Source organism: Meiothermus hypogaeus, assembly GCF_003574035.1.
Lineage (GTDB): Bacteria > Deinococcota > Deinococci > Deinococcales > Thermaceae > Meiothermus > Meiothermus hypogaeus.
This window is the reverse complement of sequence record NZ_QWKY01000032.1, coordinates 1-23,902: the sequence shown is the minus strand read 5'-3', so window position 1 is coordinate 23,902 and position 23,902 is coordinate 1. Positions and strand designations below refer to the sequence as shown.

At 61.5% G+C, this 23,902-nt stretch carries 24 protein-coding genes; 16 read left to right on the top strand and 8 right to left on the bottom strand.

Annotation, left to right across the window (positions count from 1 at the left end; all coding sequences use genetic code 11):
- Positions 1-230: 230 nt before the first annotated feature.
- Entirely contained in the window at positions 231-917 is a 687-nt protein-coding gene (gene rpiA, locus Mhypo_RS09685) for a ribose-5-phosphate isomerase RpiA (protein WP_119341091.1), read from the bottom strand.
- Positions 918-1,102: 185 nt separating this feature from the next.
- Positions 1,103-1,579, bottom strand: a complete 477-nt coding sequence (gene bcp, locus Mhypo_RS09680) for a thioredoxin-dependent thiol peroxidase (RefSeq protein WP_119341103.1) — start codon at positions 1,577-1,579, stop codon at positions 1,103-1,105.
- 81 nt (positions 1,580-1,660) lie between these two features.
- Here bcp and Mhypo_RS09675 point away from each other — a divergent pair, with 81 nt between their 5' ends.
- Positions 1,661-2,416, top strand: a complete 756-nt coding sequence (locus tag Mhypo_RS09675; RefSeq protein WP_170148264.1) for a heme-dependent oxidative N-demethylase subunit alpha family protein — start codon at positions 1,661-1,663, stop codon at positions 2,414-2,416.
- Here the strand turns inward: Mhypo_RS09675 and Mhypo_RS09670 are convergent.
- The 3 genes from Mhypo_RS09670 to proC form a co-directional block, all read right to left on the bottom strand.
- Positions 2,413-2,901: an adenosine diphosphatase gene (locus Mhypo_RS09670; protein WP_119341089.1), complete on the bottom strand. Its 489-nt coding sequence runs from the start codon at positions 2,899-2,901 to the stop codon at positions 2,413-2,415. The two genes, Mhypo_RS09675 and Mhypo_RS09670, sit on opposite strands and share 4 nt — an antisense overlap.
- Positions 2,902-2,904: 3 nt before the next feature.
- The gene (locus Mhypo_RS09665) at positions 2,905-3,456 is read right to left on the bottom strand and encodes a hypothetical protein (RefSeq protein ID WP_119341088.1); all 552 of its coding nucleotides are present in this window, start codon (positions 3,454-3,456) and stop codon (positions 2,905-2,907) included.
- Positions 3,457-3,808: 352 nt separating this feature from the next.
- Complete coding sequence (gene proC, locus Mhypo_RS09660; RefSeq protein ID WP_119341087.1) at positions 3,809-4,591, bottom strand: pyrroline-5-carboxylate reductase; 783 nt, start codon at positions 4,589-4,591, stop codon at positions 3,809-3,811.
- 276 nt (positions 4,592-4,867) lie between these two features.
- On the opposite strand from proC, the gene tsaB reads away from it, so the two are divergent.
- A complete protein-coding gene (gene tsaB, locus Mhypo_RS09655; RefSeq protein WP_240637183.1) occupies positions 4,868-5,398 on the top strand; it encodes a tRNA (adenosine(37)-N6)-threonylcarbamoyltransferase complex dimerization subunit type 1 TsaB in 531 nt (176 codons plus the stop codon).
- On the top strand, positions 5,395-6,495 hold the full coding sequence (locus Mhypo_RS09650) for a methyltransferase (protein WP_119341085.1): 1,101 nt from the start codon (positions 5,395-5,397) through the stop codon (positions 6,493-6,495). The genes tsaB and Mhypo_RS09650 overlap by 4 nt, the downstream gene beginning before the upstream one ends.
- A 189-nt stretch (positions 6,496-6,684) precedes the next feature.
- Here Mhypo_RS09650 and Mhypo_RS09645 read toward each other — a convergent pair whose 3' ends face one another.
- Positions 6,685-6,945, bottom strand: coding sequence for a hypothetical protein (locus tag Mhypo_RS09645; protein ID WP_170148263.1), 261 nt, complete (start codon positions 6,943-6,945; stop codon positions 6,685-6,687).
- 583 nt (positions 6,946-7,528) lie between these two features.
- Here Mhypo_RS09645 and rpoD point away from each other — a divergent pair.
- The 4 genes from rpoD to Mhypo_RS09620 all read left to right on the top strand — a co-directional run bounded on the left by rpoD (position 7,529) and on the right by Mhypo_RS09620 (position 10,585).
- Positions 7,529-8,977: an RNA polymerase sigma factor RpoD gene (gene rpoD, locus Mhypo_RS09635; protein WP_119341082.1), complete on the top strand. Its 1,449-nt coding sequence runs from the start codon at positions 7,529-7,531 to the stop codon at positions 8,975-8,977.
- 84 nt (positions 8,978-9,061) lie between these two features.
- Positions 9,062-9,739 carry a hypothetical protein gene (locus Mhypo_RS09630; protein WP_240637182.1) on the top strand — a complete coding sequence of 226 codons (678 nt, stop codon included), beginning with the start codon at positions 9,062-9,064 and terminating at the stop codon, positions 9,737-9,739.
- An 88-nt stretch (positions 9,740-9,827) separates the two neighbouring features.
- On the top strand, positions 9,828-10,091 hold the full coding sequence (locus Mhypo_RS09625) for a DUF1871 domain-containing protein (RefSeq protein ID WP_119341081.1): 264 nt from the start codon (positions 9,828-9,830) through the stop codon (positions 10,089-10,091).
- 59 nt (positions 10,092-10,150) lie between these two features.
- Positions 10,151-10,585: a SufE family protein gene (locus Mhypo_RS09620; protein WP_119341080.1), complete on the top strand. Its 435-nt coding sequence runs from the start codon at positions 10,151-10,153 to the stop codon at positions 10,583-10,585.
- Between the two features lie 359 nt (positions 10,586-10,944).
- On the opposite strand, the gene Mhypo_RS09615 is transcribed toward Mhypo_RS09620, so the two are convergent.
- Positions 10,945-13,086, bottom strand: a complete 2,142-nt coding sequence (locus tag Mhypo_RS09615) for an ABC-F family ATP-binding cassette domain-containing protein (protein WP_240637181.1) — start codon at positions 13,084-13,086, stop codon at positions 10,945-10,947.
- Positions 13,087-13,263: 177 nt separating this feature from the next.
- Between Mhypo_RS09615 and Mhypo_RS09610 the strand changes: the two genes are divergently transcribed.
- Positions 13,264-13,836: a GNAT family N-acetyltransferase gene (locus Mhypo_RS09610; RefSeq protein WP_240637180.1), complete on the top strand. Its 573-nt coding sequence runs from the start codon at positions 13,264-13,266 to the stop codon at positions 13,834-13,836.
- Between the two features lie 130 nt (positions 13,837-13,966).
- Here Mhypo_RS09610 and hpaR read toward each other — a convergent pair whose 3' ends face one another.
- Positions 13,967-14,443, bottom strand: coding sequence for a homoprotocatechuate degradation operon regulator HpaR (gene hpaR, locus Mhypo_RS09605; protein ID WP_119341079.1), 477 nt, complete (start codon positions 14,441-14,443; stop codon positions 13,967-13,969).
- Between the two features lie 123 nt (positions 14,444-14,566).
- Between hpaR and hpaI the strand changes: the two genes are divergently transcribed.
- The 8 genes from hpaI to Mhypo_RS09565 all read left to right on the top strand — a co-directional run bounded on the left by hpaI (position 14,567) and on the right by Mhypo_RS09565 (position 23,841).
- Positions 14,567-15,517, top strand: a complete 951-nt coding sequence (gene hpaI, locus Mhypo_RS09600; RefSeq protein WP_119341078.1) for a 2,4-dihydroxyhept-2-ene-1,7-dioic acid aldolase — start codon at positions 14,567-14,569, stop codon at positions 15,515-15,517.
- Positions 15,514-16,308, top strand: a complete 795-nt coding sequence (locus tag Mhypo_RS09595; RefSeq protein WP_119341077.1) for a fumarylacetoacetate hydrolase family protein — start codon at positions 15,514-15,516, stop codon at positions 16,306-16,308. The genes hpaI and Mhypo_RS09595 overlap by 4 nt, the downstream gene beginning before the upstream one ends.
- Positions 16,305-17,822 carry a 5-carboxymethyl-2-hydroxymuconate semialdehyde dehydrogenase gene (hpaE, locus tag Mhypo_RS09590; RefSeq protein WP_119341076.1) on the top strand — a complete coding sequence of 506 codons (1,518 nt, stop codon included), beginning with the start codon at positions 16,305-16,307 and terminating at the stop codon, positions 17,820-17,822. The genes Mhypo_RS09595 and hpaE overlap by 4 nt, the downstream gene beginning before the upstream one ends.
- An 11-nt stretch (positions 17,823-17,833) precedes the next feature.
- Entirely contained in the window at positions 17,834-19,291 is a 1,458-nt protein-coding gene (gene hpaB, locus Mhypo_RS09585) for a 4-hydroxyphenylacetate 3-monooxygenase, oxygenase component (protein WP_119341075.1), read from the top strand.
- 35 nt (positions 19,292-19,326) lie between these two features.
- A complete protein-coding gene (gene hpaC, locus Mhypo_RS09580) occupies positions 19,327-19,800 on the top strand; it encodes a 4-hydroxyphenylacetate 3-monooxygenase reductase subunit (protein WP_119341074.1) in 474 nt (157 codons plus the stop codon).
- Positions 19,801-19,893: 93 nt separating this feature from the next.
- Complete coding sequence (gene hpaD / locus Mhypo_RS09575) at positions 19,894-20,865, top strand: 3,4-dihydroxyphenylacetate 2,3-dioxygenase (protein ID WP_119341073.1); 972 nt, start codon at positions 19,894-19,896, stop codon at positions 20,863-20,865.
- Positions 20,866-21,076: 211 nt separating this feature from the next.
- Complete coding sequence (locus tag Mhypo_RS09570) at positions 21,077-22,651, top strand: 3-hydroxyacyl-CoA dehydrogenase NAD-binding domain-containing protein (protein ID WP_119341072.1); 1,575 nt, start codon at positions 21,077-21,079, stop codon at positions 22,649-22,651.
- Positions 22,648-23,841, top strand: a complete 1,194-nt coding sequence (locus Mhypo_RS09565; protein WP_119341071.1) for an ABC transporter substrate-binding protein — start codon at positions 22,648-22,650, stop codon at positions 23,839-23,841. The genes Mhypo_RS09570 and Mhypo_RS09565 overlap by 4 nt, the downstream gene beginning before the upstream one ends.
- Positions 23,842-23,902 lie beyond the last annotated feature (61 nt).

Genomic DNA, 23,902 nt, shown 5'->3' with positions numbered 1-23,902 from the left:
GGGGGCTTTGAAAGGTTTTACAAAAATACAGGGGCGCATATGCGCCCCGCCGATAGCCTGCTCGCTGCTATCGTCGGGACATTCGCATCATTCGGTTGAAGCAAGGCCCTACCACAACCTGTATTTTAGAGTCCCAAACCGGTGGTTGACAAGCCGACAGCAGACTTTTCTCGGTTAGCAGCTTCCCTGCTCAACGGCAGGAAAGGGTGATGGGGAGAAAAACGTGGCGGCTAGCCGGGGGCGGTTCCCAGATACTCCAGGCCGCCTGGCCCTGCCACAATCGCCAGGGTGGCCAGGCCCACGAAAAGCCCACTTTCCACCACGCCCGGAATGCGTTTGAGTTCGGCCTCGAGGCCCTCTGGGTCTACAATCGGGCCAAAGTTGACGTCCACAATCAGGTTGCCCCCGTCGCTATAGAAAAACTCGTCGCCATCCATGCGCAAGGTGGGCTCCCCCATTCGCCCCAGCGCATGCAGGGTTGCGCGGTAGCCAAAACGCACAATCTCCACCGGAACCACCCCGCGCCCCAGTTGGGCTACTTTTTTGGTGTGGTCGGCAACTACAATAAACTGCCCGGCGCTGGCTTCGACAATCTTTTCGCGGAGCAAAGCCCCACCCAGCCCCTTGATGAGGGAAAGGTCGGGGGCGATCTCGTCGGCGCCGTCAATGGCCAGGTCAACCCCCGAAGGCTCAAGCTCGACCAGGGGAATCCCCAGGTCGTGGGCCAGCAGGGCCGTGGCCTCCGAGGTGGGTACGGCTTTAACGTTTGAAATCTCCCCTTCGCGCAGCCTTTGGCCCAGCTCCAATACCGCGTATCTCGCCGTCGAGCCGGTACCGAGCCCCACCACCATGCCCGTCTGGACATACTTGACGGCCTCGAGGGCCGCTTGTTGCTTGTAGATATCCTGGTTATTCATAAAATCCTTGGCAACCCAGCCCTTGAAGCCAGGCTCCCTTCAGATTACCGAATTTGCGCCAGCAGATGAGCGGAACATCCGTTGTCTTGAGCACGCTTCACAAAGAGCCAGCCTTACAGGTTCAGAAGCACAAGCCGCCCATCCGGGCGGCGTCTGTAAAGCACAACGTAAGGGCCGTTTCGGTTTCACACCGCTTGCTTTTGTAGCTCAATCAGCGCCTCGGCCACCTCGAGGGCGTGCTGGTCGGGTTTGACCTTGTCCCACACCTTCGCCACCCGGCCCTCGGGGTCAATCAGGAAGGTATAGCGAAAGACCCCTTCGTACTCCTGGCCGTATAGGGTCTTTTTACCCCAGGCGCCGTAGGCCCGAATCGTTGTTTTGTCGGGGTCGGACAACAGAGGAAAGTTAAGGTCATACTTGCGGTGAAATTTTCCGTGGCTTTGGACATCGTCGGCGGATACCCCCAGCACCACCGCGCCCAGTTCTTCCAGGCGGCCTTTTTCGTCGCGGAAATTACAGGCTTCTTTGGTACAGCCTGGGGTGTCGTCCTTGGGGTAGAAGTAAAGCACCACCCACCTGCCCCGGTAGTCGGTCAGGCTGTGCTTTTTGCCGCTTTGGTCGGGAAGGCTAAAGTCGGGGGCGGGAACACCTGGGTTCAGCATGGGATACATGATACCCACTAAAATCTGGACAAGGTGTTGCCCGGGCTGCAAGTACCGTTTCCCGTTTCTTCAGACCACCGCGTGCGACCGGATCTGGCGCGGCTCGAGGGGCCGCCATTTCTGCTCGACCACGAGTACCCGCGCTATCATTCGGCCAAGCTCGAGGCCTTTGCCCAGGAGCCCTCCAGCGCCCTTCTCTCCTCTGCCCTCGAGCCCGCAGGGGTTCGGGCGGCGCTTGAGTGGCTGTGGCAGCAGCTTCCGCATGCGCCAGGTACAAAAGCAGCTCCAGAGCCCAATAAAAAAGACCTGCTCGAGCTCGGAAAAGCCGCCGCACTGCGGGTTCAGGAAGACCTGGTGCTGATGCACGGAACCTTGCTCGAAGCACTTTGGGTCTGCTTTCCCAGCCACTGGAACCCGCTCGAGAAAATCGGGCGTAGCTTCGCCGAAATCCATAACCCCGTACCCCACAGCGAAAAGCTTCGGGCTGCCCAGCACAATGTGGCCAGAGCTATGAGCCAAAAAGGCCCCTTCGTGCGCTATGTGTGGGGGCTAACCTTTGATTCTGCCCTCTCGGCCCACCCCAGCCGCCCTATGTTGCTCTCAGGGGAACGGGTCTATTTTCGCACCGAGCGCCAGGTAACCTTACCCCTGCCCGAACTAAACCGAAGCTGGTTTTTGATCCGGGTGTATGTGGCGCCGGTCGAGACCGTAGCCAACAGCCCAGAGCGCCGGGCTGCCCTGCGAGAAGCCCTGCAAACCATGCCAGAAGCCCACCGCGCCTACAAACCCAATACCATCGCCGCCTACAGGTGGCTCGAGGCCCAGGGGTTCTTTTAGCCCAGCTTGTAGCCAAAGCGCCGCAGAAGGTCTTTGCGCCACTGGATGTCTTCATCTGCTTCGACCCCCAGCGGCTTGTGTCCGTCCAGAACACCCAAAATCCCGCGCTGGTCGTCCTGTTCGGCCACAATCACCGAGAGGGGGTTGGCGGTTGCGGCAAAAATTCGCACCACCTCGGGACAAGCCTTAATGGCGTGTAAAACGTTGATGGGAAAATAACCTTCGCCCAGCACGATCAAAAAGGAGTGGCCAGCCCCTATGGCCTCTGCATTACGGACGGCCAAATCTGTGAGTTCTGCCGAGGTACCGCTTTTGCGAATCAGTCGCTTGCCGGAAGCCTCACAGAAGGCCAGCCCAAACTGGATGCCCGGCACAGCCGTCACCAGGGCTTCGTGCAAGTCCTCAACGGTCTTGATGAAGTGGCTCTGGCCCAGGATGACGTTCAGGTTTTCCGGTTTCTCGAGCCTGACGATTTGAAGTTCCATACCTTATTTAGGCACACTTAACTTCACCAGGTCAACGGTCGCCCCATCCGGGGTAGCGTAGCGCACGATGCCCACCCCAGGGACAAAGAAAATCTCCATCACCTGGCTGCCACCGCCACTTGTTACCGTGGAGGTTCGGATGACGTAGGCGTTGAAGCGGCCCGCCGGAACGTTTACCCCCTCGATGCGCAAAACCTTGCCCAACAGGGCCACACTCTGGCCGCCAAAATTGCTGCGCCCGCCCCATTCCTGCCCCAGTACCAGAGGTGGGGCTGGATATAGTTGCAGGGGCGGGTTGTAGCGCTGCACAGCCTGACCGACAATCAAGCCCTCCAGCAGTACCCCTTTATCCGGGGTGTAGCGCAGCAGGTCGGCGCTGACGGGCTGCTTAGCAAGCCTGCGCTCGAGCACCAGCATCCCGTTTTGCTCGCGAGTAAAGACCTGCTCCATGCCGGAGGAGTATGTCCAGGAATAGCCGATGCCGTTGGGGTAATAGGCGGTGGGCGCCGCCAGCACCCCCACCAGCAGTAAGCCCAGAGTCAAGAGGCGCTTCATCCTTTTTATGCTACGCCCACCTCTGGCAATAAATGGTGCATTCACCCTGAGCCCAAACCCCCAGCTTTCAGGATGTCCGTTCCTGGTCGCGGATATGGTACCAACTTTACCTGTAGAGTTTGCTTTGAGGGTCGTTCCAAGCTCCCTCATCCGACGACACCCCAGGTGCAGTCAACTGCGTTTGCGTAACTGTTTGTAAATAGCGCGGTCGGGGTGTCGCCACCTTCTCCCGCCAGGGGAGAAGGCAAGGGGTTTACTGTGGATTCTGGTGCGAGTCCCTTACTTTCGATTTTGCCCTTTAGTCGGCCGTACCTCGAGGTGGCGACATATCATTGCATTCGGAAAAATCTGTCTATTCTTCTCTTCCCAGCTCGTGACCACGTTGGGTAGCAGCTTCCACGGCCTCAATCAGGGCCGCCCGAACGCCCCGGGCCTCGAGCGCGGCCAGGCCATGAATGGTAGTACCGCCGGGGCTGCTGACCTCATCCTTGAGTACCGCCGGGTGTTTCTTGCGGAGCAATTCACCGGTAGCGATAAGCACATCGGCCGCCAGTTGCAGGGCCTGGGCCCGTGGAATGCCTTGCTTCACTCCCCCATCGGCCAGGGCCTCCGCGACCACCGCCACATAGGCCGGGGCCGAGGCCGACATCCCAGTAAAGGCATCGAACAAACGCTCGGGTAGCTCGTAAACATCGCCAACCGTAGAAAACAAGGCCCGCGTGAACTCCAGATCGCCCGCCTCCTCGGCCTCGCGGGGGCCGGTGATGGCGGTAGAGCTTTTGCCAATTGTGGCGGCCAAATTGGGCATGCAGCGCACCACCCGACGGGTGCCCAGCCGACGCGAAAGCACCGCCGTGGACACCCCAGCCATGATGGAGATGTAGCCGGTGTTGGGATGGGCGACCTGCGGAGCCAGGGCGGCGATGTCCTTGGGCTGCACGCTCAGTAAAATCCGCTCGCAGCGGCGCAAATCTTCCAGGGTCAAGGGGATCGCCCCGGTCTCGAGGGCCACCTGCTGGGTGCGCTCGGGGGTATCGAGGATGCCGATCTCGCTGGGTCCCAGCATCTCGGCCCGCAGCAGGCCCTCCAGAATGCTTTTACCCATCTTGCCCACACCCACAATCGCCAATTTCATGGCCTCAAGTCTAGCAGCATGCAGGCGGTGGGGACAGGGGGAACGAGGTTTGTGCTTCCTACGATTTCAGCTTTCAGCACAGGGGCAGTGCATGAACCCTCGCAAGCGCTTCGGCCAGTTGGTGTTGCAAAAAAAGCTTGTAGGTAGGCGACCTGGCTGGGTTTTATGCCCCCACCCAGCCTCCCCGTTGGAGGAGGAAGGCCTGGTTTTACTTTATGCACCAACCCTGACCTTCAGCATTGGGCTCTTGGCTTCGCCCATTGCTATACTCCTGTGGTGCTGGTACTCGCGCTGGATACCGCCACGTCTTATCTAGTTTTAGGCTTACCACATGCCGAGCGAGCTATTCGTTTAGGGCGCCGCCACGCCGAGGTGCTGTGGGGGGAGCTCGAGGTTTTTTTGCACCAGGCCGGTGTGGGGCTAGGGGAACTAGAAGGAATTGCCGTTGGGCGCGGGCCGGGCTCCTACACTGGGCTACGGGTGGGCATTGCGGCGGGGTTGGGGCTGGCCAGGGGTCTGGGGGTTCCGGTGACCGGAGTAGAAACCCTGGAAGCCACCGCCCTGCGCTACCAGGGACGCGTCACGGTGGCCCAGACCACGCGCAATGGGCTCTGTTATGCCGCTGGCTACCGGATTGTTGGGGCAAAATTGGAAACCCTGCAAGCACCCCACCGGAACCGACTGGATGAGTTACACCCGACAGGACTGTTCGTGCTCGATCAACCGCCCTCTGGCAGGGCCCTGGCACACCTGGGCATAGCGTCCCTGCAGGCCGGGCGCACCCTGATTGAACCCCTGTACCTATGACCCTGGAGGAATACCATTCGCTGCACAAGACCCCCGTCCCCGGAGGGTATCTGTATACCAAAGCGGGGGCACGGGGGTTGGCCGATCCCGCCTACGAGCTACTGGCACAGCACTTAGAGCCCCACGGTCAGAAAGCTCTCGACCTGAACCCTGGCATCGGTATGGCCAGCTATGCCCTGCGCCAACATGGGCTACAGGTTCAGGCCATCGAAACCTCGAGGGCTTCTTTACGCTGTCTGGAGGCCAGCTTCGGCGCCACGGTAGAGGTCAGCCGGGGGCTGCCCTGGGAAACCGAGCCCGACTCGACCGATCTCGTGGTCCTGGTTTTGCCGGCCAATCGCGGAACACGGTACGTGGAACTATCGCTCTTGGGGGCGGCCAGAGCCTTGCGAATGGGAGGGCGGCTCTGGATAGCGGGCAGCAGGGACAAGGGCTTCGAGCACTATTTCAGGCTGGCTCAGGAACTGCTGGGCTTTGGCCTGCTGGTCAAGCGAGACGGCCCCTTGCGGGTGGCGGTGCTGGAAAAAGAAAAACCTGCCCCCGAACTGCCCGCCGTCTGGCAGTCCTTTGCCTGCGACCTTCAGGGCCAGACCCTGCATTTTGCCTATCTGCCTGGGGTTTTTTCCGGTGGGCATATAGACCCCGGCAGCGCCATGTTGCTGCGCGAGTTGCCCGACCAGCCAGGCCACGTACTCGACATCGGCGGGGGGTATGGCGCCCTGAGCCGCCCCCTGGTGGGCCGGGCCCTGAGCCTGACCCTCCTCGAGGACGACTGGCCCAGCGTGCTCTCAGCCCGGCAAAATCTGGGCGAAAAGGCTACTGTTCTGCATTCCGATGTGGATGAGGCCTTGACACCGAGCCAAACTTTCACTACCATTGTTACGAACCCCCCGTTCCACGTGGGGGGCCTTGTCGTGTTAGAAACCGCCATCGCATTCATTGAAGCCGCCTACGCCCGCCTGGAGAGGGGCGGGAAGTTTTATCTTGTGGCAAACCGTTTCCTCCCCTACGAGCCCCTGCTCGAGGCCCGCTTTGCCACCGTCCACACCCTGGCTGTGGATAGCCACAAAGTTCTGCTGGCCCATAAGTCGGATTGACACCCTTGTAGTACCGGCATCGCCGGGGGCCTGGGCCCCTCACTGGGAGGTGAAGCGCTTGAGCAAGACCAAGACCGCTGCTAGCACGAAGGGACGATCCCCTTCAGGACGTACTGGCGTCCGTACAACCACCGGACAATCCCCCGCGGGACAAGGCGCGCTCCGTACATCTAAGGAAAAAAGTACCCTTCATACCGGTAAAAGCCAACAAGCAGCAAAGGCTGCGGTTTCCAGTACGAAGGCAAAAAAGCCCCCCGCCCCAAAAACCACTTCCTCTGTGCAGGCTAAAGCGGTAAGTAGCAAAACCGCCGATAAGAGCAAAGCATCTTCCAGTCCACTCAAACCCAGCAAGACCGAACTCAAGACAGTCCCTAAATCGGCTGCTGTGCCCTCCAGTAAGGCCAGACCGGCGAGTAAAACCCAGGAGACCAGAAAGGCAAATGGGGTCACAAAAGCTAAGGTGCCCGGCAAAACGGCTACCAAACCTCAAACCGGAACACCCGCCAGGGCCAAAGAGCACCACAAGGCCCCACCCGCTCGCAAGGCTAACAATCAAGAGAATGCAGGCTCTACTTCAAGCAATTCAGCCCTCAGGCCCACCGTAAAAGAAGCCACCAAAGGCAAGCTCCCTGCTAAGGGAGCGACCACGGGCAAAGCCACAAAACCCCAAACCAAGCCCTCGCTTAAGGCCCTCAAGCCCAGCAAAACCAGTGACAAGCCAGCCAAAACCCCAGTGAGCAAGTCCGAGCCCAAGACCGCTACCAAACCCGCCACCAAAGCACCTGCCACAACGCCACAAAAACCTATGCCCAAAACACCATCGAAATCCGCCAGCGAATCGAAATCGGCAAAAGCCCCCGCCAAGCCCGAATCCAAGGGTAAGGCCACCCTCAAAACACCTGCCAAACCCAAAGCCGAAGCCAAGGGTGTGAGCAAAACCAAAGCAGCCACCAAACCGGCTCCTGTCAAAACCGATAGCGAGGACACCAAGCCTAAAAAGGCGGCCTCCAAACCCGAGCCCAAAGAAATCGCCATGTCGGCTGCCACCAGGGCGCCCGCTGCCGCAAAACCCAAGGTTTCGGCGCCCACCAAGGCGCCCAAAACCGCGTCTAAAAGCACCGCTGTGATTGAGGAAGCCGAAGAACTTCTGGAAGAGGATCTGGCCCTGGATGCCGATGAACTCGAGGCCCCCGAGCTCGAAATCGCGGATGTGGACGACCTCGAGGCCGAGCCCGACCTCGATATGCTGGTGCCCCCCACGCCCAAGGCGGGCAAGCTGGCTGCGGTTGCATTGGTCGAGGAGGAAATTGGCGAAGAGGTACTTGAGGCCGATCTAGAGGACATCGAGATCCTCGAGCCCGACTTCGAGCTGGGCACCCTGCCGGTAGAGGAAGCCGAGGAGGAGCTCGAGGAAGACCTGCCTCTGCCGCGCATCTCCACCTCCGACCCCGTCCGGCAATACCTGCATGAGATTGGCCAGGTGCCGCTCCTGACCCTGGAGGAGGAGATTGACCTGGCCCGCCGCGTGGAGGATGGGGTGGCCGCGGCCCAGCGGCTGGCCGAGGAAACCGGCCTGGAGGCCGAGCTGATCCGCCACGTTCTGCGCAGCCAGGTGCAGGGCAGCAGCCGCGTCTCCAATATCCCCGGTACCGAGCTACGCATTGACCCCGACACCGTGCAGGCGGTCGATGCCCGCCTGCGGGCCTTGCCCCGCGAGGTCAAGCGCCACCTGCACATCGCACGGGACGGCGAGATTTGCCGCCAGCACTTGATTGAGGCCAACCTGCGGCTGGTGGTATCCATTGCCAAGAAGTACACCGGCCGGGGCCTCTCCTTCCTGGATCTGATCCAGGAGGGCAACCAGGGCCTCATCCGGGCAGTGGAGAAGTTCGAGTACAAACGCCGCTACAAGTTCTCCACCTACGCCACCTGGTGGATTCGGCAGGCCATCAACCGGGCCATAGCCGACCAGGCCCGCACCATCCGGATTCCGGTGCACATGGTGGAGACCATCAACAAGCTGACCCGCACCGCCCGCCAGATGCAGCAGGAGCTGGGCCGCGAACCGGCCTACGAGGAAATTGCCGAGGCCATGGGGCCCGGCTGGGACGCCAAAAAGGTAGAAGAAACCTTCAAGATTGCCCAGGAGCCCGTGAGCCTGGAAACCCCCATCGGCGACGAGAAGGACAGCTTCTACGGCGACTTCATCCCCGACGAACACATGGCCTCGCCGGTGGACTCTGCCGCCCAGAGCATGCTTTCGGAGGAGCTCGAGAAGGCCCTAAATAAGCTCTCCGAGCGCGAGGCCATGGTCTTGAAGCTCCGCAAAGGCCTGATTGATGGGCGCGAGCACACCTTAGAAGAGGTGGGTGCCTACTTCGGGGTCACTCGCGAACGCATCCGCCAGATTGAAAACAAGGCCCTGCGCAAGCTCAAGTATCACGAAAGCCGCACCCGCAAGCTACGGGACTTCCTGGACTAATCGGCCAGGGAATAAGCAAGGATGTGAGAGCCCGGTTTGGCAGCTCTCACATTTCTGTTTTAGGCTACAGCCTCGAGGTGACCTGTGAACCGTTATCTACTCGCCGGTATCTTAGTGCTGGGGCTCTTGAGCGGGTGCTCGAGCGTCCCCCAGGCCAAACTTCAGGCCTCCATCGGCACCTACAATGCCACGACCACTGGAAGAGCCTACATCCTGGTTCTGCGGCCCCAGCAACAACCCGAAAGCATTAATGTCAGCGTAAGCGGGCCGGGCGGCTACAGCGAGACCCTTACCCTGCAAAGCGCCGCGGCCCGCACCCCCTCGGGGGTGTGGTGGGAGATTGGGTGGGATGCCTCCAAAACCCTCACGAGCGGTACCTATACGTTTTCGGCCACCATCGACGGGCAAACCGAACAAGTCAGTCTGAACGTGGATGCCAGCACCACCCTCGCCAGGCCCACCGTAACCATTGGCAACAACCCCACCACCAAGTCCGTATCGGCCACCTGGACCGCCAGCAGTGGGGCCACGGGCTACCTGGTGCGCCTGGTGAACCGCACCACCAGTACCGTGGTCGCCCGCAACATCATCGCGGCCCTCAGCACCACCTTCAGCAACCTTAACCTGAATCCCGCCGACACGTACGCAGTAGAGGTTTACCCGGCCAGCAGCAATATCAGCACCGACCCCCCCATCGTCCCCACCCAGTTCAACATGGCCCTGGGGGAGAGTGCAGCGTTTACCGTCACACCCGCACCCTAGCAAACCTTTCCAAGGTTGAGCACTCGAGGTAAAACCAGCTCTTCCAGCCTTTGGACTTGGGCCTCTGGCCCTTGCAGGAAACACGCTCATGGATAACCTCACGGCGCAGGTTCAAACCTATCTACAGATCTACGACCCCCTGGGTATGGGTGAGCTGGCTCCCCTTGAAGAGCTCTATGGGCCGGTGGTGAGCGAAATTGTGGAAAAGCTGCGGACTGTCCAGAGCAGCGAAGAGGCCGCCCTGGCTATTCACCGGGTTTTGTACCTGACCTACGGCAACCAGGCCGGGCCCGTGCGCAACTACGCCGAACTGGGCCGGGATTTGTTCAAGTTGGTGCGTCAGGGCGCCTAAGCACGGCATGGTGCACAAAACCCTAGACCCTTCCTCCCTGACCCTTTACCCTGATGTCTATGACTGCCGACGAACGACTGGCCCAGTTGCCCCCCAAACTCCAAAGCGTGGTGCAGATGCTGGGAAGTGCCCCCAAGGTCATCAAGACCGAGATGCTTTTAGAGTTTGCCAAGAAAATGCCCCCCCTGCCCGAGGGCATGCAAGGCAAGCTCGAGCAAGTCCACGAGTGCACCACGCCATTCTTCGTGCATGCCGAACTCCAGGAGGGCAAGGTTCACCTCTACTTCGACGCCCCCAAGGAAGCCCCCACGGTGCGGGCCTTTGCCGGGCTACTGGCCGAAGGCCTGGAGGGCGAAAGCCCCGAGGCCATTCTGGGCGTACCGGAGGACTTTTACAGTCTGGCCCGGCTCGAGGAAATCATCACACCCCTGCGGCTGCGTGGCTTGCAGGCCGTGCTCATGCGCATCAAGCGGCAGGTACGCGAGGCGCAGTGAGGGCCAGCGGGTCAGGGCTTTGGGGTCAGGGTAGAAGTTATTCCCGCCGCAGCTTTTTCCGAACGCGGTTTTTCTGTGCGTTTGGCTCGAGCAGGTTGGGATTCGATTAAATCTGGATGGCTGTGCCCTTAATACCAGATTCGGTTGATTCGTTACCGAATGGCAACGAATCAACAGGGCCGAAGTTATCCGCGTAGCGGAGGGCGATACCGCCCCTTGGAAGTTATCCGCGTAGCGGAGGGCGATACCGCCCCTTGGAAGTTATCCGCGTAGCGGAGGGCGATACCGCCCCTTGAAAGGGAGACGCTTTCTTCGCCAACCGTTCGGGAGGGGTGTGCTCCAGGATTCAAAAAGACAACCTATGGTTTTTTTGGTTTTGTGAACTGTCTTTTTGAATCCGGCATAAACTGCTTCAGGTAGCCCTTTCGGCCAAAGCTCTGCTTGCCATACCGCACGACCCTGGCGCTCAGGAGTTCAAAAGCCATCTGCAGGACGGCCCGCAGTAGCCTTGGGCTAGGCTTTCCTTCCAGGCTCAGCACGCCGCCTGAGAACTCGCCGCCGCATGCCTCCTCACGGCTCCAAAAGCGCCAGAAGCCCAGCTCTTCGTCCGCAAACACCTCCAGTCCTTCCCGCTGCACCCGGTAGCGGTAGGGGTAAGGACGAAAAAACTCGAGGGCGTACTGGCGGTACAAAGCGTCTTCCAGCGCCAGCAGATCGGCGCGCAGGCGCTGGCGGCTCCGCTCCGTCAGGCCCGGTTCATCAAGTTGTTCAAGCAAGGCCGTGTGTTCTTGCTCGAGGTCGCGCTCTTCGGGGGGCGGCTCTGCTTCTGGCGGGGTTTCTCCATAGGGGTTCAGCCGCAGGGCCGGCTTGCCCAGCATGGCCGCCTCGGCCTCGGCATAGCTGGGGTACTCCACCAGCACCCCCTCCTCCAGCCCCCAGAACCGGGTGGCCACCTTTCTGACCAACGCCCGGTCGTGCGAGACAAAGAGCAGCGTACCGGGGTAGTCAACCAGGGCCTTTTCCAGGGCTTCCAGTAGCTCGAGCTCGAGGTGGTTGGTAGGCTCGTCCATCACCAGCAAGCCTGCCCGCAGCGCGCCCAGCAAGGCCAGCCCCGCCCGGGCCCGCTCGCCACCGGAAAAACTACGGGGGGTGTCGTGCCAGTGTGGAGGGCGAAAGCCCATACGGCCCAAAAGCACTGCTGCCCGCGCCTCGCCAAACCTCGAGGCGAACTGCGCAAAGAGGGGCCGGTCGGGTTCCAGACCGTGGTACAGCTGATCAAGGTAGGCTGCGCTCACCCCATAGCCCAGCATCCGTTCACCTTCGTCGGGCAGTTCTCTGGAAAGCAACAAGCGCAGCAAGGTGGTCTTGCCAGCCCCGTTGGCCCCTACCAGGGCAATTCGGTCGCCCCGAAAAATACGCAGGGTGGCTTCGCGGATGATCGTCCGAGTCTGTTCTTCCCCCTGGGGATACGATTTTTTTAGTCTCCGGGCCTCCAGCACCAGCCTTGGGGTCCCCTCGGCGGCCAGCTCCAGGCTCCAGCGACGCTCGGGGGGAGGCGGATCGGGCACTTGAATACGCTCGGCCCGGGTTTGTAAAAGGGCCTTCTCCCGCTTGCGCCGATCCGTTCCAGGTCGTCTGCGGTCTGGGATGGCCTGCAGCAAACGTTCGCGCTCTTTTTCCGCTTCAAATCGAGCCTTCTCCAGGGTTCGCCGGATGCGCTCACGCTCCCCCAGGTAGGTGGCATACCCTCCTGCTACCCTGAACAAACGCCCAGCTTCCAGGTGGTAGACCGTGGTGGCGACCCGGCTCAAAAGCGCTCGGTCGTGGGAAATGAGCCCCACTGCGCCGGGGTAAGCCAGTAGCATCTCCTCCAGGCGCAACCGCATGCGCAGGTCCAGGTGGGTGGTGGGTTCGTCCAGAAGCAAAACCTCGGCGCCCGATAAAAACGCCATGGCCAATCCCAGGCGCACCCCCTCGCCACCGGAAAGTTGTTCCGTGCTCTGGTCGCTGTGTGCATCCAGGCCAAAGTCGGCCAGGGTACGGGCTACCCGGCCTTTCCAGAAAGACAGTTCGCGAATTTGGCGCCACACCTCGCCCGTGTGTTCGGGCGGGGTGCGCTCCAGTTCTAGCTCGGCCCGGTGCAGGGGGGTAATGGCATGAGCCAACCCGTAGACGGTACCGGGTGCCGGGCGGAAATCCTGGGGCAAGTAGAATACCCGTACCCCGGGCAACTGCACCCGATGGCCATCGTCCTGGGGTTGGCGGCCACAAAGGATCTGGAAGAGGGTGCTTTTTCCGGCGCCGTTCGGCCCAACCAGCACCGCCCGCTCGTTTGACTCCAACCAAAAGTCGGCTTTCTGGAACAAGATGCGCTCGCCAAAGGCTTTTTCAGCCTGGCTCAAGCGCAGCCAAACTCGAGGCCCGGCCAACCCAAGACCTCTGCGGGCCGCCGGCATAGGGGTGGCTGCAGAGAGTTCGGTCTTTGCTTTAGGCCGCGCCACAACCCTTCAAGCCTAGCGCGGGCGGCGGCGCCCGTCAAAGCCAGTGCCCTGGTACTGGAGGTCTCGTTTCTGGAAAGCCGCAGTGGGCGTAACCTGAACATAAAACCCAGTATCGCCCCGTGAATTACGGCGATTTTCACCCTTTTTTGCGCAGGGGCGATGTAAGGTGAGCAGAAGATGCTGGAAGTGTATTTGCGTCCGCTGGTGATGAGCGACCTGCCCCGCGTGCTCGAGTGGAGTCGCGACGAAGCCTTTTGCCTGGCCAATGGCTGGCCGGTGGGGTTGCCCGCCGAGCAATTGCAGGACTGGTTCGTGCGCCTGCTCAACAACCCCCCCGTAGACCTGGTTCGCAAAGGAATTGTGGTCACCACGCCAGAGCACCCCGAGGGCTACCTGGTGGGGTTTGTGGACTTGCGCGAGCTTAATCCATTGGAAAAACGGGCACGCCTGCGCATCGCGATTGGCGATGAGACCCATCGGGGTCAGGGGGTGGGGTTTGCCGCCGGTTTGCAGATGCTGGGGCATGGCTTTAGCGAACTGGGCCTGGAACGCATTACCGCCGAAGTCCACAGTTCCAACAGCCGGATGCTGAGCCTGGTGGAAAAACTGGGCTTCAAGCGTGAAGGGGTTTTGCGGCAGCACGAGACCCGCCAGGGCATCAAAGAGGATGTTCATTTGTTCGGTCTGTTGCGCGAAGAGTTCCAACCCCCCCGCGACGAAGCCTGGCTCGAGAAACTGACCTCCAGCTAAACTCATGCCAGATTCGGTTTATTCCTTATCATTCGGTAAGGAATAAACCCGACCTAAGGGTGTGCTCCAGGATTCAAAAAGTCAACCTATGGGGTTTTTGGTTTTGCAAACTGTCTTTTTGAATCCGGTATCACCCTGGACCAGACCCCTTCAGCCCGCTCTCGAGCTCTTCCAGTAGAGCGTAGAGCTGCTCGAGCTTGCGCTTGCCCAGGATTCGCTCGATTTCGGCGTAGACCTCCACCACCTCGGGCTTGATCCGCTCCACCAGGGCCTTCGAATCGGCTGTGAGACTCACCAGAATGCTGCGGCCATCGGCCTGATTGGCATTGCGCCGTACGAGACCGCGCTGTTCCATGCGCTTCAAAATGCCGGTCATGCTGGGCAGAAGGATGCGGCACTGCTCGGCCAGAAGGGATATTTCCAGTCCCTCTTGCCCATCGAGCGCCCGCAAAATGCGCCACTGCTGCTCGGTCAGGCCGTGCCGGGAGAGCACCACCCTGAAGCGCTGCACCACCGCCTCACGGGTGCGCAGAAGGGCCATGGGCAGCGAGTGGGTAAGGTCGCGCAGGAGTCGGGTGGAGGGGTCTTGGGGAAGGGCGGAAGCCATAGGGGGTCTTTTGGAAGGACAATTGTACCTGGGCTTGCAAAGTATGCTACAGTTTTACTTAATATATTAACTATCTTTGCGGAGCAATAAGCAACCTGGGCTACATAGCCAAAAAGGAGTACCATGGTCGAGTTCAAAGGCAGCATCGTACCCCTGGTAACACCGTTCAAGAACGGTGCCATAGACGAAGCCGCTCTGGAGCGGCTCATCGAGCGCCAGATAGAGGCCGGTTCCCACGCCCTGAGCGTAGGCGGCACCACCGGCGAGCCCGGCACTCTAAGCGTGGAGGAGCGCAAGTACCTCATTGAGCTGGCGCTGCGCTTCATTCGGGGCCGCGTGCCCCTCCTGGCCGGCACCGGGACCCTGCGGCTTGACGAAACCCTCGAGATCACCCAGGCGGCCTACCGGATGGGCGCACAGGGGGCCCTGGTCATCACGCCCTACTACATCAAGCCCAACCAGGAGGGGCTCTACCGCTTTTTTGGTCAGGTGGCCCAGGCGGTGCCGCAGATGCCCATTGTGCTCTACAACATTCCAGGCCGTGCGGGCATCGAAATCAGGGTGGACACGGTGGCCCGCTTGCGGCACGACTTTAAGAACATCGTGGGTATCAAGCATTCCTCCAAGGATGTCGAGTATGTTTCGGAGCTGTTGCGCCGGGTGGGGCGCGACTTCAAGGTGTACTGCGGCCTCGAGGCCCTGACCTTCCCCATGATGTGCGTGGGCGCGGTGGGCACCATCGCCGCCACTGCCAACTGGCTACCCAAAGAGACCGCCCAAATGTGCCAGCTCACCCTGGAGGGCCGGTACAAAGAGGCCCTCGAGCTCCACTACTACGGCCTCGAGGCCAACGAGGCCATCTTCTGGGACACCAACCCCATCCCGCTCAAAACGGTGCTCTCCTGGATGGGCCTGTGCGAAAAGGAATGGCGAGAACCCCTGGGCCCCACCACCCCAGAAATCGAGGCCCGCCTGCGCCGCATGGCCGAGTCCTATGGCCTGATTCCCAGCATTCCCAGCAAGGAGGGCCACCCCCCGGTGCTGCCCGACCCCGCTGGCAAACAGTACGTATGAAGCGCGCGCGTTTTATCTCCAAAGGCCGCCTCTTGCAGGGGCACCTGCAGAACGGCATGCTTGTGGACCACGCCGGCGAAACCCACCACCCCGACGAGGTGGTGTGGCAACTCCCCGTGCAGCCCGGTAAGGTGCTGGCCCTGGCCCTCAACTTTGCCGAACACGCCGAGGAGTTTGGCCTGCGCAAGCCCACCGAGCCGGCCCTTTTCTGGAAGCCCAACACCAGTCTGTTGCCCCACAAGGGCACGGTCATTTACCCCCAGGGCGCGCGCTTCATGCACTTCGAGTGCGAGCTGGCCGTGATTATGGGGCGCAATGCCCGCCGGGTCAAGGCCAAAGATGCCCTCGACTATGTGGGCGGCTACACCATCGCCAACGACCTGGTGGTGCGCGACTACGTCTCCAATACCTTCCGCCCCCCCATCCGGGGCAAGGGCTGGGACACCTTTGGGCCGCTGGGGCCCTACTACGTGACCGCCGACGAAGTACTCGACCCGCACAACCTGCGGATGCGGGCTTATGTGAACGGTGAGCTGCGCCAGGAGACCACCACCCAGGGCATGATTTTCTCCATCCCTGAGGTGATTGAGTTCATCAGCCGTTTCATGACCCTGGAAGCCGGGGACGTCATCCTGACCGGCACCCCCAAGGGCATCTCGCAGGTACATCCGGGCGACCTCATGCGCATGGAAATTGAGGGGCTGGGGGCCCTGGAAAACCCCATCGAGTGGGAAACCGAAGAAGCCGAGCCGGTTCTTTCTGAGGAAGGTGACAGGTCGCTGGTTTTATGAAGGTATCTGAAAAAACCCAAGCCATTAGCCCCGAGTTTATTGCGCGGGTGCGTCATAAAATCGCAACTAACTCGGTTCAGCACTTTATCGGCGGCGAGTTTGTGCCGGGGGTGCAGGGCGAGCTTTTTGAGAGCCTCGACCCTTCCAACAACCAGGTGCTCGCGAGGGCCTACAAAGGCCACGCCGAGGACGTGGACAAAGCGGCCAGGGCCGCCAGGGCTGCTTTTGAAAAGTGGAAACTGAACGCCAAGGCTCGCAAGAAGTATTTGCTCAAGATTGCCGAGGTTCTGGAAAAGCACGGCGACGAGCTGGCCGTGATGGAGTGCCTGGACGCAGGGCAAGCCCTGCGGATTGTGCGGGCTCAGGTCGCACGGGCCGCCGAGAACTTCAGTTTTTATGCCGAGTACGCCGAGCGGGCCATGGACGGGCGCAGCTACCCGGTGGATGGTGAGTGGCTCAACTACAGCATCCGGGTGCCGGTGGGGGTGTGTGGCATCATTACCCCCTGGAACGCCCCCATGATGCTCTCCACCTGGCGCATTGCCCCTGCGCTGGCTTTTGGTAACACGGTGGTTTTGAAGCCCGCCGAGTGGTCGCCCCTCACGGCCTGGAAGCTGGCCGAAATTATGCAGGAGGCCGACCTGCCGCCGGGGGTGTTCAATGTGGTGCAGGGCTTTGGGGAGGAAGCGGGCGATGCGGTAGTGCGCCACCCGGACATCCCGCTAATTGCCTTCACCGGCGAGACCACCACCGGCAGCCTCATCACCCGCAACAGCGCCGAACACCTGAAGCGGCTTTCCCTGGAGCTAGGGGGCAAGTCCCCCGCCATCATCTTTGAGGACGCCGACCTCGAGCAGGCCTTAGACGCTACGGTCTTCCAGATTTACAGTTTCAACGGTGAACGCTGCACCGCCAACAGCCGCGCATTGGTGCAGGAAGGCATCTTTGAGGAGTTCGTGCGCCGGGTGGCCGAGCGGGCCGCTCGGGTCAAGGTGGGACATCCCTTAGAGCCCGACACCGAGGTAGGGCCCCTGATCCACCCCGAGCACCTCGAGCGCGTACTGGGCTACGTAGAAATTGGCAAGCAGGAGTCGCAGCACATCTTCGGTGGCGAGCGGGTCGGCAGCGAGGGCAACTACGTGCGGCCTGGGCTCTTTGTGGCCGAGAACCACCACCGCATTGCTCAGGAAGAGATTTTTGGCCCCATCCTGACCGTAATTCCTTTCAAGGACGAGGCCGATGCCCTGCAAAAAGCCAACGACTCCAGGTACGGCCTGGCTTCGTATGTCTGGACCCGGGACGTATCGCGGGCGCACCGCATGGCCCTGCACCTCGAGGCGGGCATGACCTGGATTAACTCGCACAACGTGCGGCACCTGCCCACCCCCTTCGGCGGCGTCAAGATGAGCGGCACCCACCGCGAGGGCGGCGAGCACAGCCTGGAGTTTTATACCGAGCTCAAGCACATCGCGGTGCCGCTCACCGAGCACCCAATTCCGAAGTTTGGCAAGTAAAGGAGGCACCCATGGCACGCACCGGCAAAGACTACCTGGAAGCCCTCAAGAAAAACCCACCCAACCTCTGGTACAAGGGGCAGAAGGTCGAAGACCCCACCACACATCCGGTCTTCAAAGGCATCACCCACACCCTGGCGCAGCTCTACGACATGCAGCACGACCCGCGCTACCGCGACACCCTCACCTACGAGCAGAACGGCCAGCGCTACGCCATGAGCCTGCTACCGGCCAGAACCAAGGACGACCTGGCCCGGCGCAGCGCGGCCTATAAGCTTTGGGCCGATGTCAACCTGGGCATGATGGGGCGCTGCCCGGACTATCTGAATGCGGTGTTGATGGCCTTCGAGCAAAGCGCCGAGTTCTTTGGGCCCTATGCCGACAACGTGCGCCGCTATGTGCAGTTCGTGCGCGAGCACGACCTCTCCACCACCCACTGCCTCACCAACCCCCAGGTCAACCGGGCCAAGAGCAACCTCGAGCAGCCCGACCCCTACATCCCCCTGGGCGTGGTGAGCGAGAGCGAAAAAGGCATTGTGGTGCGGGGAGCCCGGATGCTCTCCACCCTGCCCACCGCCGACGAGCTTCTGGTTTTCCCCTCCACGCTGCTCAAGGAAGGGCCCGGGGCCGACAAATACGCGGTGGCCTTTGCCATTCCCACCAATACCCCGGGGCTTCACTTCATCAGCCGTGAGAGCATGGCTGTGGGGGATGGGCGCTTTGACTACCCCCTCAGCAGCCGATTGGAAGAGATGGACTGCCTCACGGTGTTCGACGATGTGTTCGTGCCCTGGGAACGGGTGTTCATCTACAAAGACCTGGCGCGCTGCAACACCGCCTACGCCGAGACCGGGGCCTTAATGCACATGGCCCATCAGGTGGTGGTGCTCAAGAACGCCAAGACCGAGGCCTTTTTGGGGCTGGTTTCGTTGCTGGGCGAGACCATCGGGGCCGATACCTTCCCCCACGTGCAGGAGAAAATCGCCGAGGTGATCGTCTACCTCGAGGCCATGAAAGGCTTCTGGGCCCGCGCCGAGCGCGATGCCAAGCTCAACAAGTACGGCCTGATGTGCCCCGACCGGGGGGCTATTGACGGGGCACGCAACCTCTACCCCAGGCTTTACCCCCGCATCAACGAAATTGTCCAGCAGATTGGGGCCTCCGGCATGATCACCCTGCCCTCCGAAGCCGACTTTGAAGCGCCCATTGGCAAGCATCTGGAAAAGTTCTTGCAGTCGGCCACCCTGCCGGCCAAAGAGCGCGTCCAGCTCTTCCGGCTGGCCTGGGACATGACCATCAGCGGCTTCGGAGCCCGTCAAACCCTTTACGAACGCTACTTCTTTGGTGACCCGCTGCGCATGTACCAGACGCTCTTTGCGGTCTATGACAAGGAGCCCTACAAGCAGCGCATCAAGGACTTCCTGGGATGGAAAGAACAGGCCCAGCCGGAGGTGGTTGCAAGCGATTAATGGCTTGAGTCCACTGATCACGCGCATCATTCCCCATGAAAACCACGCAACCCACCCTTTCCGAGCAGGTTCGCCAGGCCATGAGCTACTGGCCCAGCGGCGTCACGGTGATTGCAGCCCGTTACGGTGAAGAAACCCGTGGCATGACCGCCAGCAGCTTTACCAGCGTGAGCCTCGAGCCTCCCCTGATCCTGGTCTGCATCAACGAAGGCGCCCAGCTCTGGCCCGTGCTGGAGCAGGCCGGCCGTTTTACCGTGAACCTCCTGGCCGAGGGCCACGAGCACACCTCGGCGCATTTTTCGGGCCGACCGCTCGACGGCTACCAACCCCTCACCGATGAGGACAGCCCGGCCCTGGAGGGGGCTCTGGCCACACTCTACTGCCGCACCTGGGCGGTCTACCCAGGGGGCACCCACAAGATTGTGGTGGGAGAGGTGAAAAAAGTAGCGCTGGGTAGCAATACCCGGCCCTTGCTGTACTGGAACCGCAGCTATCGGCAGCTACCCTAGCCTGAGGCTGGAGGCTCAAGGCCAAATGCACAGTTAAGCCTTCCCTGACTGCTGATAAGCGAAATAAGACCAATACGCGATGGGGGTGCAACCATGAACCAGATACCCAATATTGTCCGCATCGGCCACGGGGTGTTTTACGTGACCGACCTCGAGCGATCGCGCCACTTCTACGTAGACTTGCTGGGCTTGAACGTACTGCACGAAAGCCCGGGCGCCCTCTACCTGCGCGGCACCGAAGACCGCGAGTGGACCCTCAAGCTCGAGCTGGCCCCCGAGGCCGGCATCAAACACCTGGCCTACCGGGTGGCCGGTGAACTGGACTTGCAACTGCTGGCCGAACTGGCCGAGGCCCTGGGCCTGCCCCACCGCTGGGAATCCGAACAAGACCGACCCCGGATGCTCCGCGTTCAAGACCCCTTTGGCGTGCCGGTAGCCTTTTACGCCGAAAGCCAGAAATACCCCTGGCTTTTACAGCGTTACGACCTGCACAAAGGGCCCGGTATCCAGCGCATCGACCATATCAACATAATGACCCCTCAGGTCGAGGTCATGACCCGCTGGTACATGGACAAGCTGGCCTTTCGGATGTCGGAGTACACCGAGGGCGACGACGGCAAAATCTGGGCCGCCTGGATTCACCGCAAGGGCAACGTGCACGACCTGGCCCTCACCAACGGAACCGGCCCCCGGCTGCACCACTTCGCCTACTGGATGCCCGACGCCATGAGCATTATCCGGGCCTGCGACATCCTGGCCGGGGCCATGCAGACCGAGGCCATCGAACGCGGGCCGGGTCGGCACGGGGTTTCCAACGCCTTTTTCCTGTACCTGCGCGACCCCGACGGGCACCGCATCGAACTGTATACCTCCGACTACACCACGGTAGACCCCGACTTCGAGCCCATCCGCTGGAGCCTCAACGACCCCCGCCGCCAGACCCTTTGGGGCGCAAAAACCCCTAAAAGCTGGTTCCTGGAGGGTTCGCTCCTGGAAGCCTTCGGGGGGGGTTGGGTAAAGATTCAGGAATCGGAGCTTCAGGGGCTGCCCCAGCACGTCATCTAGATGTAGGACCCCCTGCCGACTAGTTGTATAAGCCCCTACCGACTGACCCACTAGACGCCTCCCACCAGCAGCGCTAGCAACCATAGAGGACGTAGCCAACCTGCTTGAAGAGGGTGCACAAAGTGCTTGACAGCGAGAAAACTGGCGTTTAGACTGACGCCCAACATAAAGGTAAACAAACGAGTGTTTGTTTGGTTTTTAGGGAGGCTTGGTGAAGGAAACTGTGGCGATTTTGGGGGCGGGCACCATGGGCCGGGGCATCGCCCAGGTAGCGGCGCTGGCGGGTCACGGGGTACGCTTATACGATCCTGTGCCACAAGCGCTGGAAAAATCGCTGACCGAGATCCGCGCCGACCTGCAAAAAATGGCCGATAAAGGGCGCTTGCAGGGGTCGGTAGAAGAAACTCTGGCCCGCATCCACACCACTCAGTCTCTGGAGGACTGCGCCCAGGCCGACCTGGTGATCGAGGCAGCACCGGAGAAGCTCGAGCTCAAACAAGAGCTGCTGGGCAAGCTGGGCGAGCTTAACCCCAGCAACATCCTGACCACCAACACCTCTACCTTTTCGGTCTCGGCTATTGCGGGTAGGGTCAAGCACCCGGAGCGGGTGCTCGGCCTGCACTTTTTCAACCCCGCCCAGCGCATGAAGCTCGTCGAGGTGATTGGAGGGCTGCAAACCAGTCCCGACCTTCTAAAGCGCGCCTTCAACCTGATGCAAGCCTGGGGCAAGGAGCCGGTTCAGGTCGTGGATGCTCCCGGGTTTCTGGTCAACCGGGTGGCCCGCCCTTTTTACGGCGAAGCCCTGCGGCTACACGGCGAGGGTGTTCCCAAGGAACACATCGACTGGATCCTGCGGGGACTGGGTTTCCCCATGGGGCCCTTTGAGCTGATGGACCTGATCGGGCTGGACGTCAACTACGCGGCCTCGAGCTCGGTCTATCAGGCTTTTTACGGCGAACCCCGTTACAGGCCCCACCCCTTGCAGTATCAGCGCGTAGCCGCCGGGCTGCTGGGGCGTAAAACCGGACAGGGCTGGTACAGCTACCCGCCGGGGCCTCCTACCCCGCCTGAACCCCCTGTGGCGCAAACCGGCGATATCCCACTTCCCATCATCATCGGTCCCAACCCCCTGGCCAAAGAGATGCGGACCCACTTCCGCCACACCGAGAATGTGGCCGAAGCGCAGTTCGTGCTGGACTGCCGGGTCAAGCTCGAGCGCAAGCACGACTTTTTCGAGAACTTGCCGGTGGTTTCGCTGGTCTGGGGCCATTCCGTGAGCAGTGTGCAGGCCGAGTTCCGCGGGCGCCCGCTGGCCGGGTTTAGCCTGGTTCCACCCATCGGCGAGAAGGCCATTGTCGAACTGTACGCCCCGCTGCAAGGTGAAAACAGGGCCCTCGAGCTGGCCCAAAGCTATTTCAAGGCCCACGGGCGCACCACCCTGGTACTGCAAGATCAGCCCGGCGGGGTGGGGTTTCGCATCCTGGCTTTGCTCATCAACGAGGCGGTCTCGGCCCTGGCTGAGGGCGTGGCCAGCCCGGCAGACCTGAACCGGGCCATGCGCCTGGGCACCGGCTATCCGCTGGGGCCCCTGGAATGGGCCGAGCTCATCTGGCTCAAGCCCATCCTGCGGGCGCTGGACGGCCTGCACGCCGAGCTGGGCGAGGACCGCTACCGCCCTCACCCCCTGCTGCGCCGGATGGTGGCAGCCGGGCTTGAAACCTTTGGAGATCTAACCGGGGCCCACGCCCCGGGAGATTTGCAAACCCGTACAAAGGAGGCAACATGAAGCGAGTTTTGGTAGGACTGTTGGCACTTGGACTGGGGCTGGGCCTGGCCCAGCAGGCCCCGCTCAAAATCGGGGTAGTGGTCTCGGCCACCGGCCCCGCAGCCAGCCTGGGCATCCCCGAGCGCAACACCCTGGTTCTGCTGGAAGAACAGGTCAACCGGCGGGGCGGGGTAGCGGGTCGCCCGGTGCAATTTGTGATTATCGACGATGCTTCCGACACCACCCAGGCCGTGCGGGCCACCCGGCGGCTCGTTCAGGAAGACCAGGCGCTGGCCATCATCGGCACCACCACCACCCCGGCCAGCCTGGGCATGATCGATGTGGTGGCCGAGGCCGGCGTGCCCAAAATCTCGCTGGCGGCCAACTTAGAAATTGTTTTCCCGGTGGACGAAAAACGGCGCTGGGTATTTAAAACCCCACAGACCGAGCAGCAGATGAGCCAGCCCATCGTGCGGGACATGGCCGCCTCCGGGGTCAAGACTGCCGCTTACATCGGCTTTAACGACGCTTATGGCGAGGGCTGGGCGCGAGCCTTCGAGGCGGCGGCCCGCGAGGCTGGCATCCAGGTGGTGGCCTCCGAGCGCTTTGCCCGCACCGATACCTCGGTGGCCGGACAGATCCTGCGCATCCTGTCCCGCAACCCCGATGCGGTCTTGATTGGGGGCTCGGGCACTGCCCCAGTGTTGCCCCAGCGCACCTTGCGTGAGCGCGGTTACCGCGGCCTCATTTACCAAACCCACGGCGTGGCCAATCCCGACTTCCTGCGGGTGGGCGGCGACGTGGTGGTGGGCACCCGGCTGCCCGCGGGCCCGGTGCTGGTCTTCGACCAACTGCCGCCCGACTTCCCCAACCGGCAGGTCGCCACGAGCTATGTGCAGCAGTACGAGTCGCGCTTTGGTATTGGCAGCTACTCCACCTTTGGCGGCCACGCCTACGATGCCTGGGCCATTTTGCGCCCGGCCCTCGAGCGGGCCTTGCGGCGTGAGCAAACCACCAACCTGGCCGCCTTCCGCCGGGTGCTGCGCGATGAACTCGAGGCCACCCGAAGCGTAGTGGGCACCCACGGTATCTTCAACATGTCGCCAACCGACCACCTGGGCCTGCGCTTCAACGAGGCGGCGGTCATGGTGGAGATTGTCAAGACGCCCGCTGGCAAGCTGGATTGGAAGCTGCTGCGCACCTTCAGGTAACGAGCTAGGGGCAGGGGTTTTGGTGGAGCTGGGGGGGGCATCCCCTCGCTCCCCTCCCCCT

Bases quoted from the DNA above. Each gene is read 5' to 3' on its own strand.
- hpaD (WP_119341073.1), top strand. From the start codon at position 19,894: ATGAACCAGATACCCAATATTGTCCGCATCGGCCACGGGGTGTTTTAC.
- Mhypo_RS09650 (WP_119341085.1), top strand. From the start codon at position 5,395: ATGACCCTGGAGGAATACCATTCGCTGCACAAGACCCCCGTCCCCGGA.
- rpiA (WP_119341091.1), bottom strand. From the start codon at position 917: ATGAATAACCAGGATATCTACAAGCAACAAGCGGCCCTCGAGGCCGTC.
- Mhypo_RS09665 (WP_119341088.1), bottom strand. From the start codon at position 3,456: ATGAAGCGCCTCTTGACTCTGGGCTTACTGCTGGTGGGGGTGCTGGCG.
- Mhypo_RS09565 (WP_119341071.1), top strand. From the start codon at position 22,648: ATGAAGCGAGTTTTGGTAGGACTGTTGGCACTTGGACTGGGGCTGGGC.
- Mhypo_RS09620 (WP_119341080.1), top strand. From the start codon at position 10,151: ATGACTGCCGACGAACGACTGGCCCAGTTGCCCCCCAAACTCCAAAGC.
- hpaE (WP_119341076.1), top strand. From the start codon at position 16,305: ATGAAGGTATCTGAAAAAACCCAAGCCATTAGCCCCGAGTTTATTGCG.
- Mhypo_RS09610 (WP_240637180.1), top strand. From the start codon at position 13,264: ATGCTGGAAGTGTATTTGCGTCCGCTGGTGATGAGCGACCTGCCCCGC.
- hpaC (WP_119341074.1), top strand. From the start codon at position 19,327: ATGAAAACCACGCAACCCACCCTTTCCGAGCAGGTTCGCCAGGCCATG.
- hpaI (WP_119341078.1), top strand. From the start codon at position 14,567: ATGGTCGAGTTCAAAGGCAGCATCGTACCCCTGGTAACACCGTTCAAG.
- bcp (WP_119341103.1), bottom strand. From the start codon at position 1,579: ATGCTGAACCCAGGTGTTCCCGCCCCCGACTTTAGCCTTCCCGACCAA.
- Mhypo_RS09670 (WP_119341089.1), bottom strand. From the start codon at position 2,901: ATGGAACTTCAAATCGTCAGGCTCGAGAAACCGGAAAACCTGAACGTC.
- proC (WP_119341087.1), bottom strand. From the start codon at position 4,591: ATGAAATTGGCGATTGTGGGTGTGGGCAAGATGGGTAAAAGCATTCTG.
- hpaB (WP_119341075.1), top strand. From the start codon at position 17,834: ATGGCACGCACCGGCAAAGACTACCTGGAAGCCCTCAAGAAAAACCCA.
- Mhypo_RS09625 (WP_119341081.1), top strand. From the start codon at position 9,828: ATGGATAACCTCACGGCGCAGGTTCAAACCTATCTACAGATCTACGAC.
- Mhypo_RS09595 (WP_119341077.1), top strand. From the start codon at position 15,514: ATGAAGCGCGCGCGTTTTATCTCCAAAGGCCGCCTCTTGCAGGGGCAC.
- hpaR (WP_119341079.1), bottom strand. From the start codon at position 14,443: ATGGCTTCCGCCCTTCCCCAAGACCCCTCCACCCGACTCCTGCGCGAC.
- rpoD (WP_119341082.1), top strand. From the start codon at position 7,529: ATGTCGGCTGCCACCAGGGCGCCCGCTGCCGCAAAACCCAAGGTTTCG.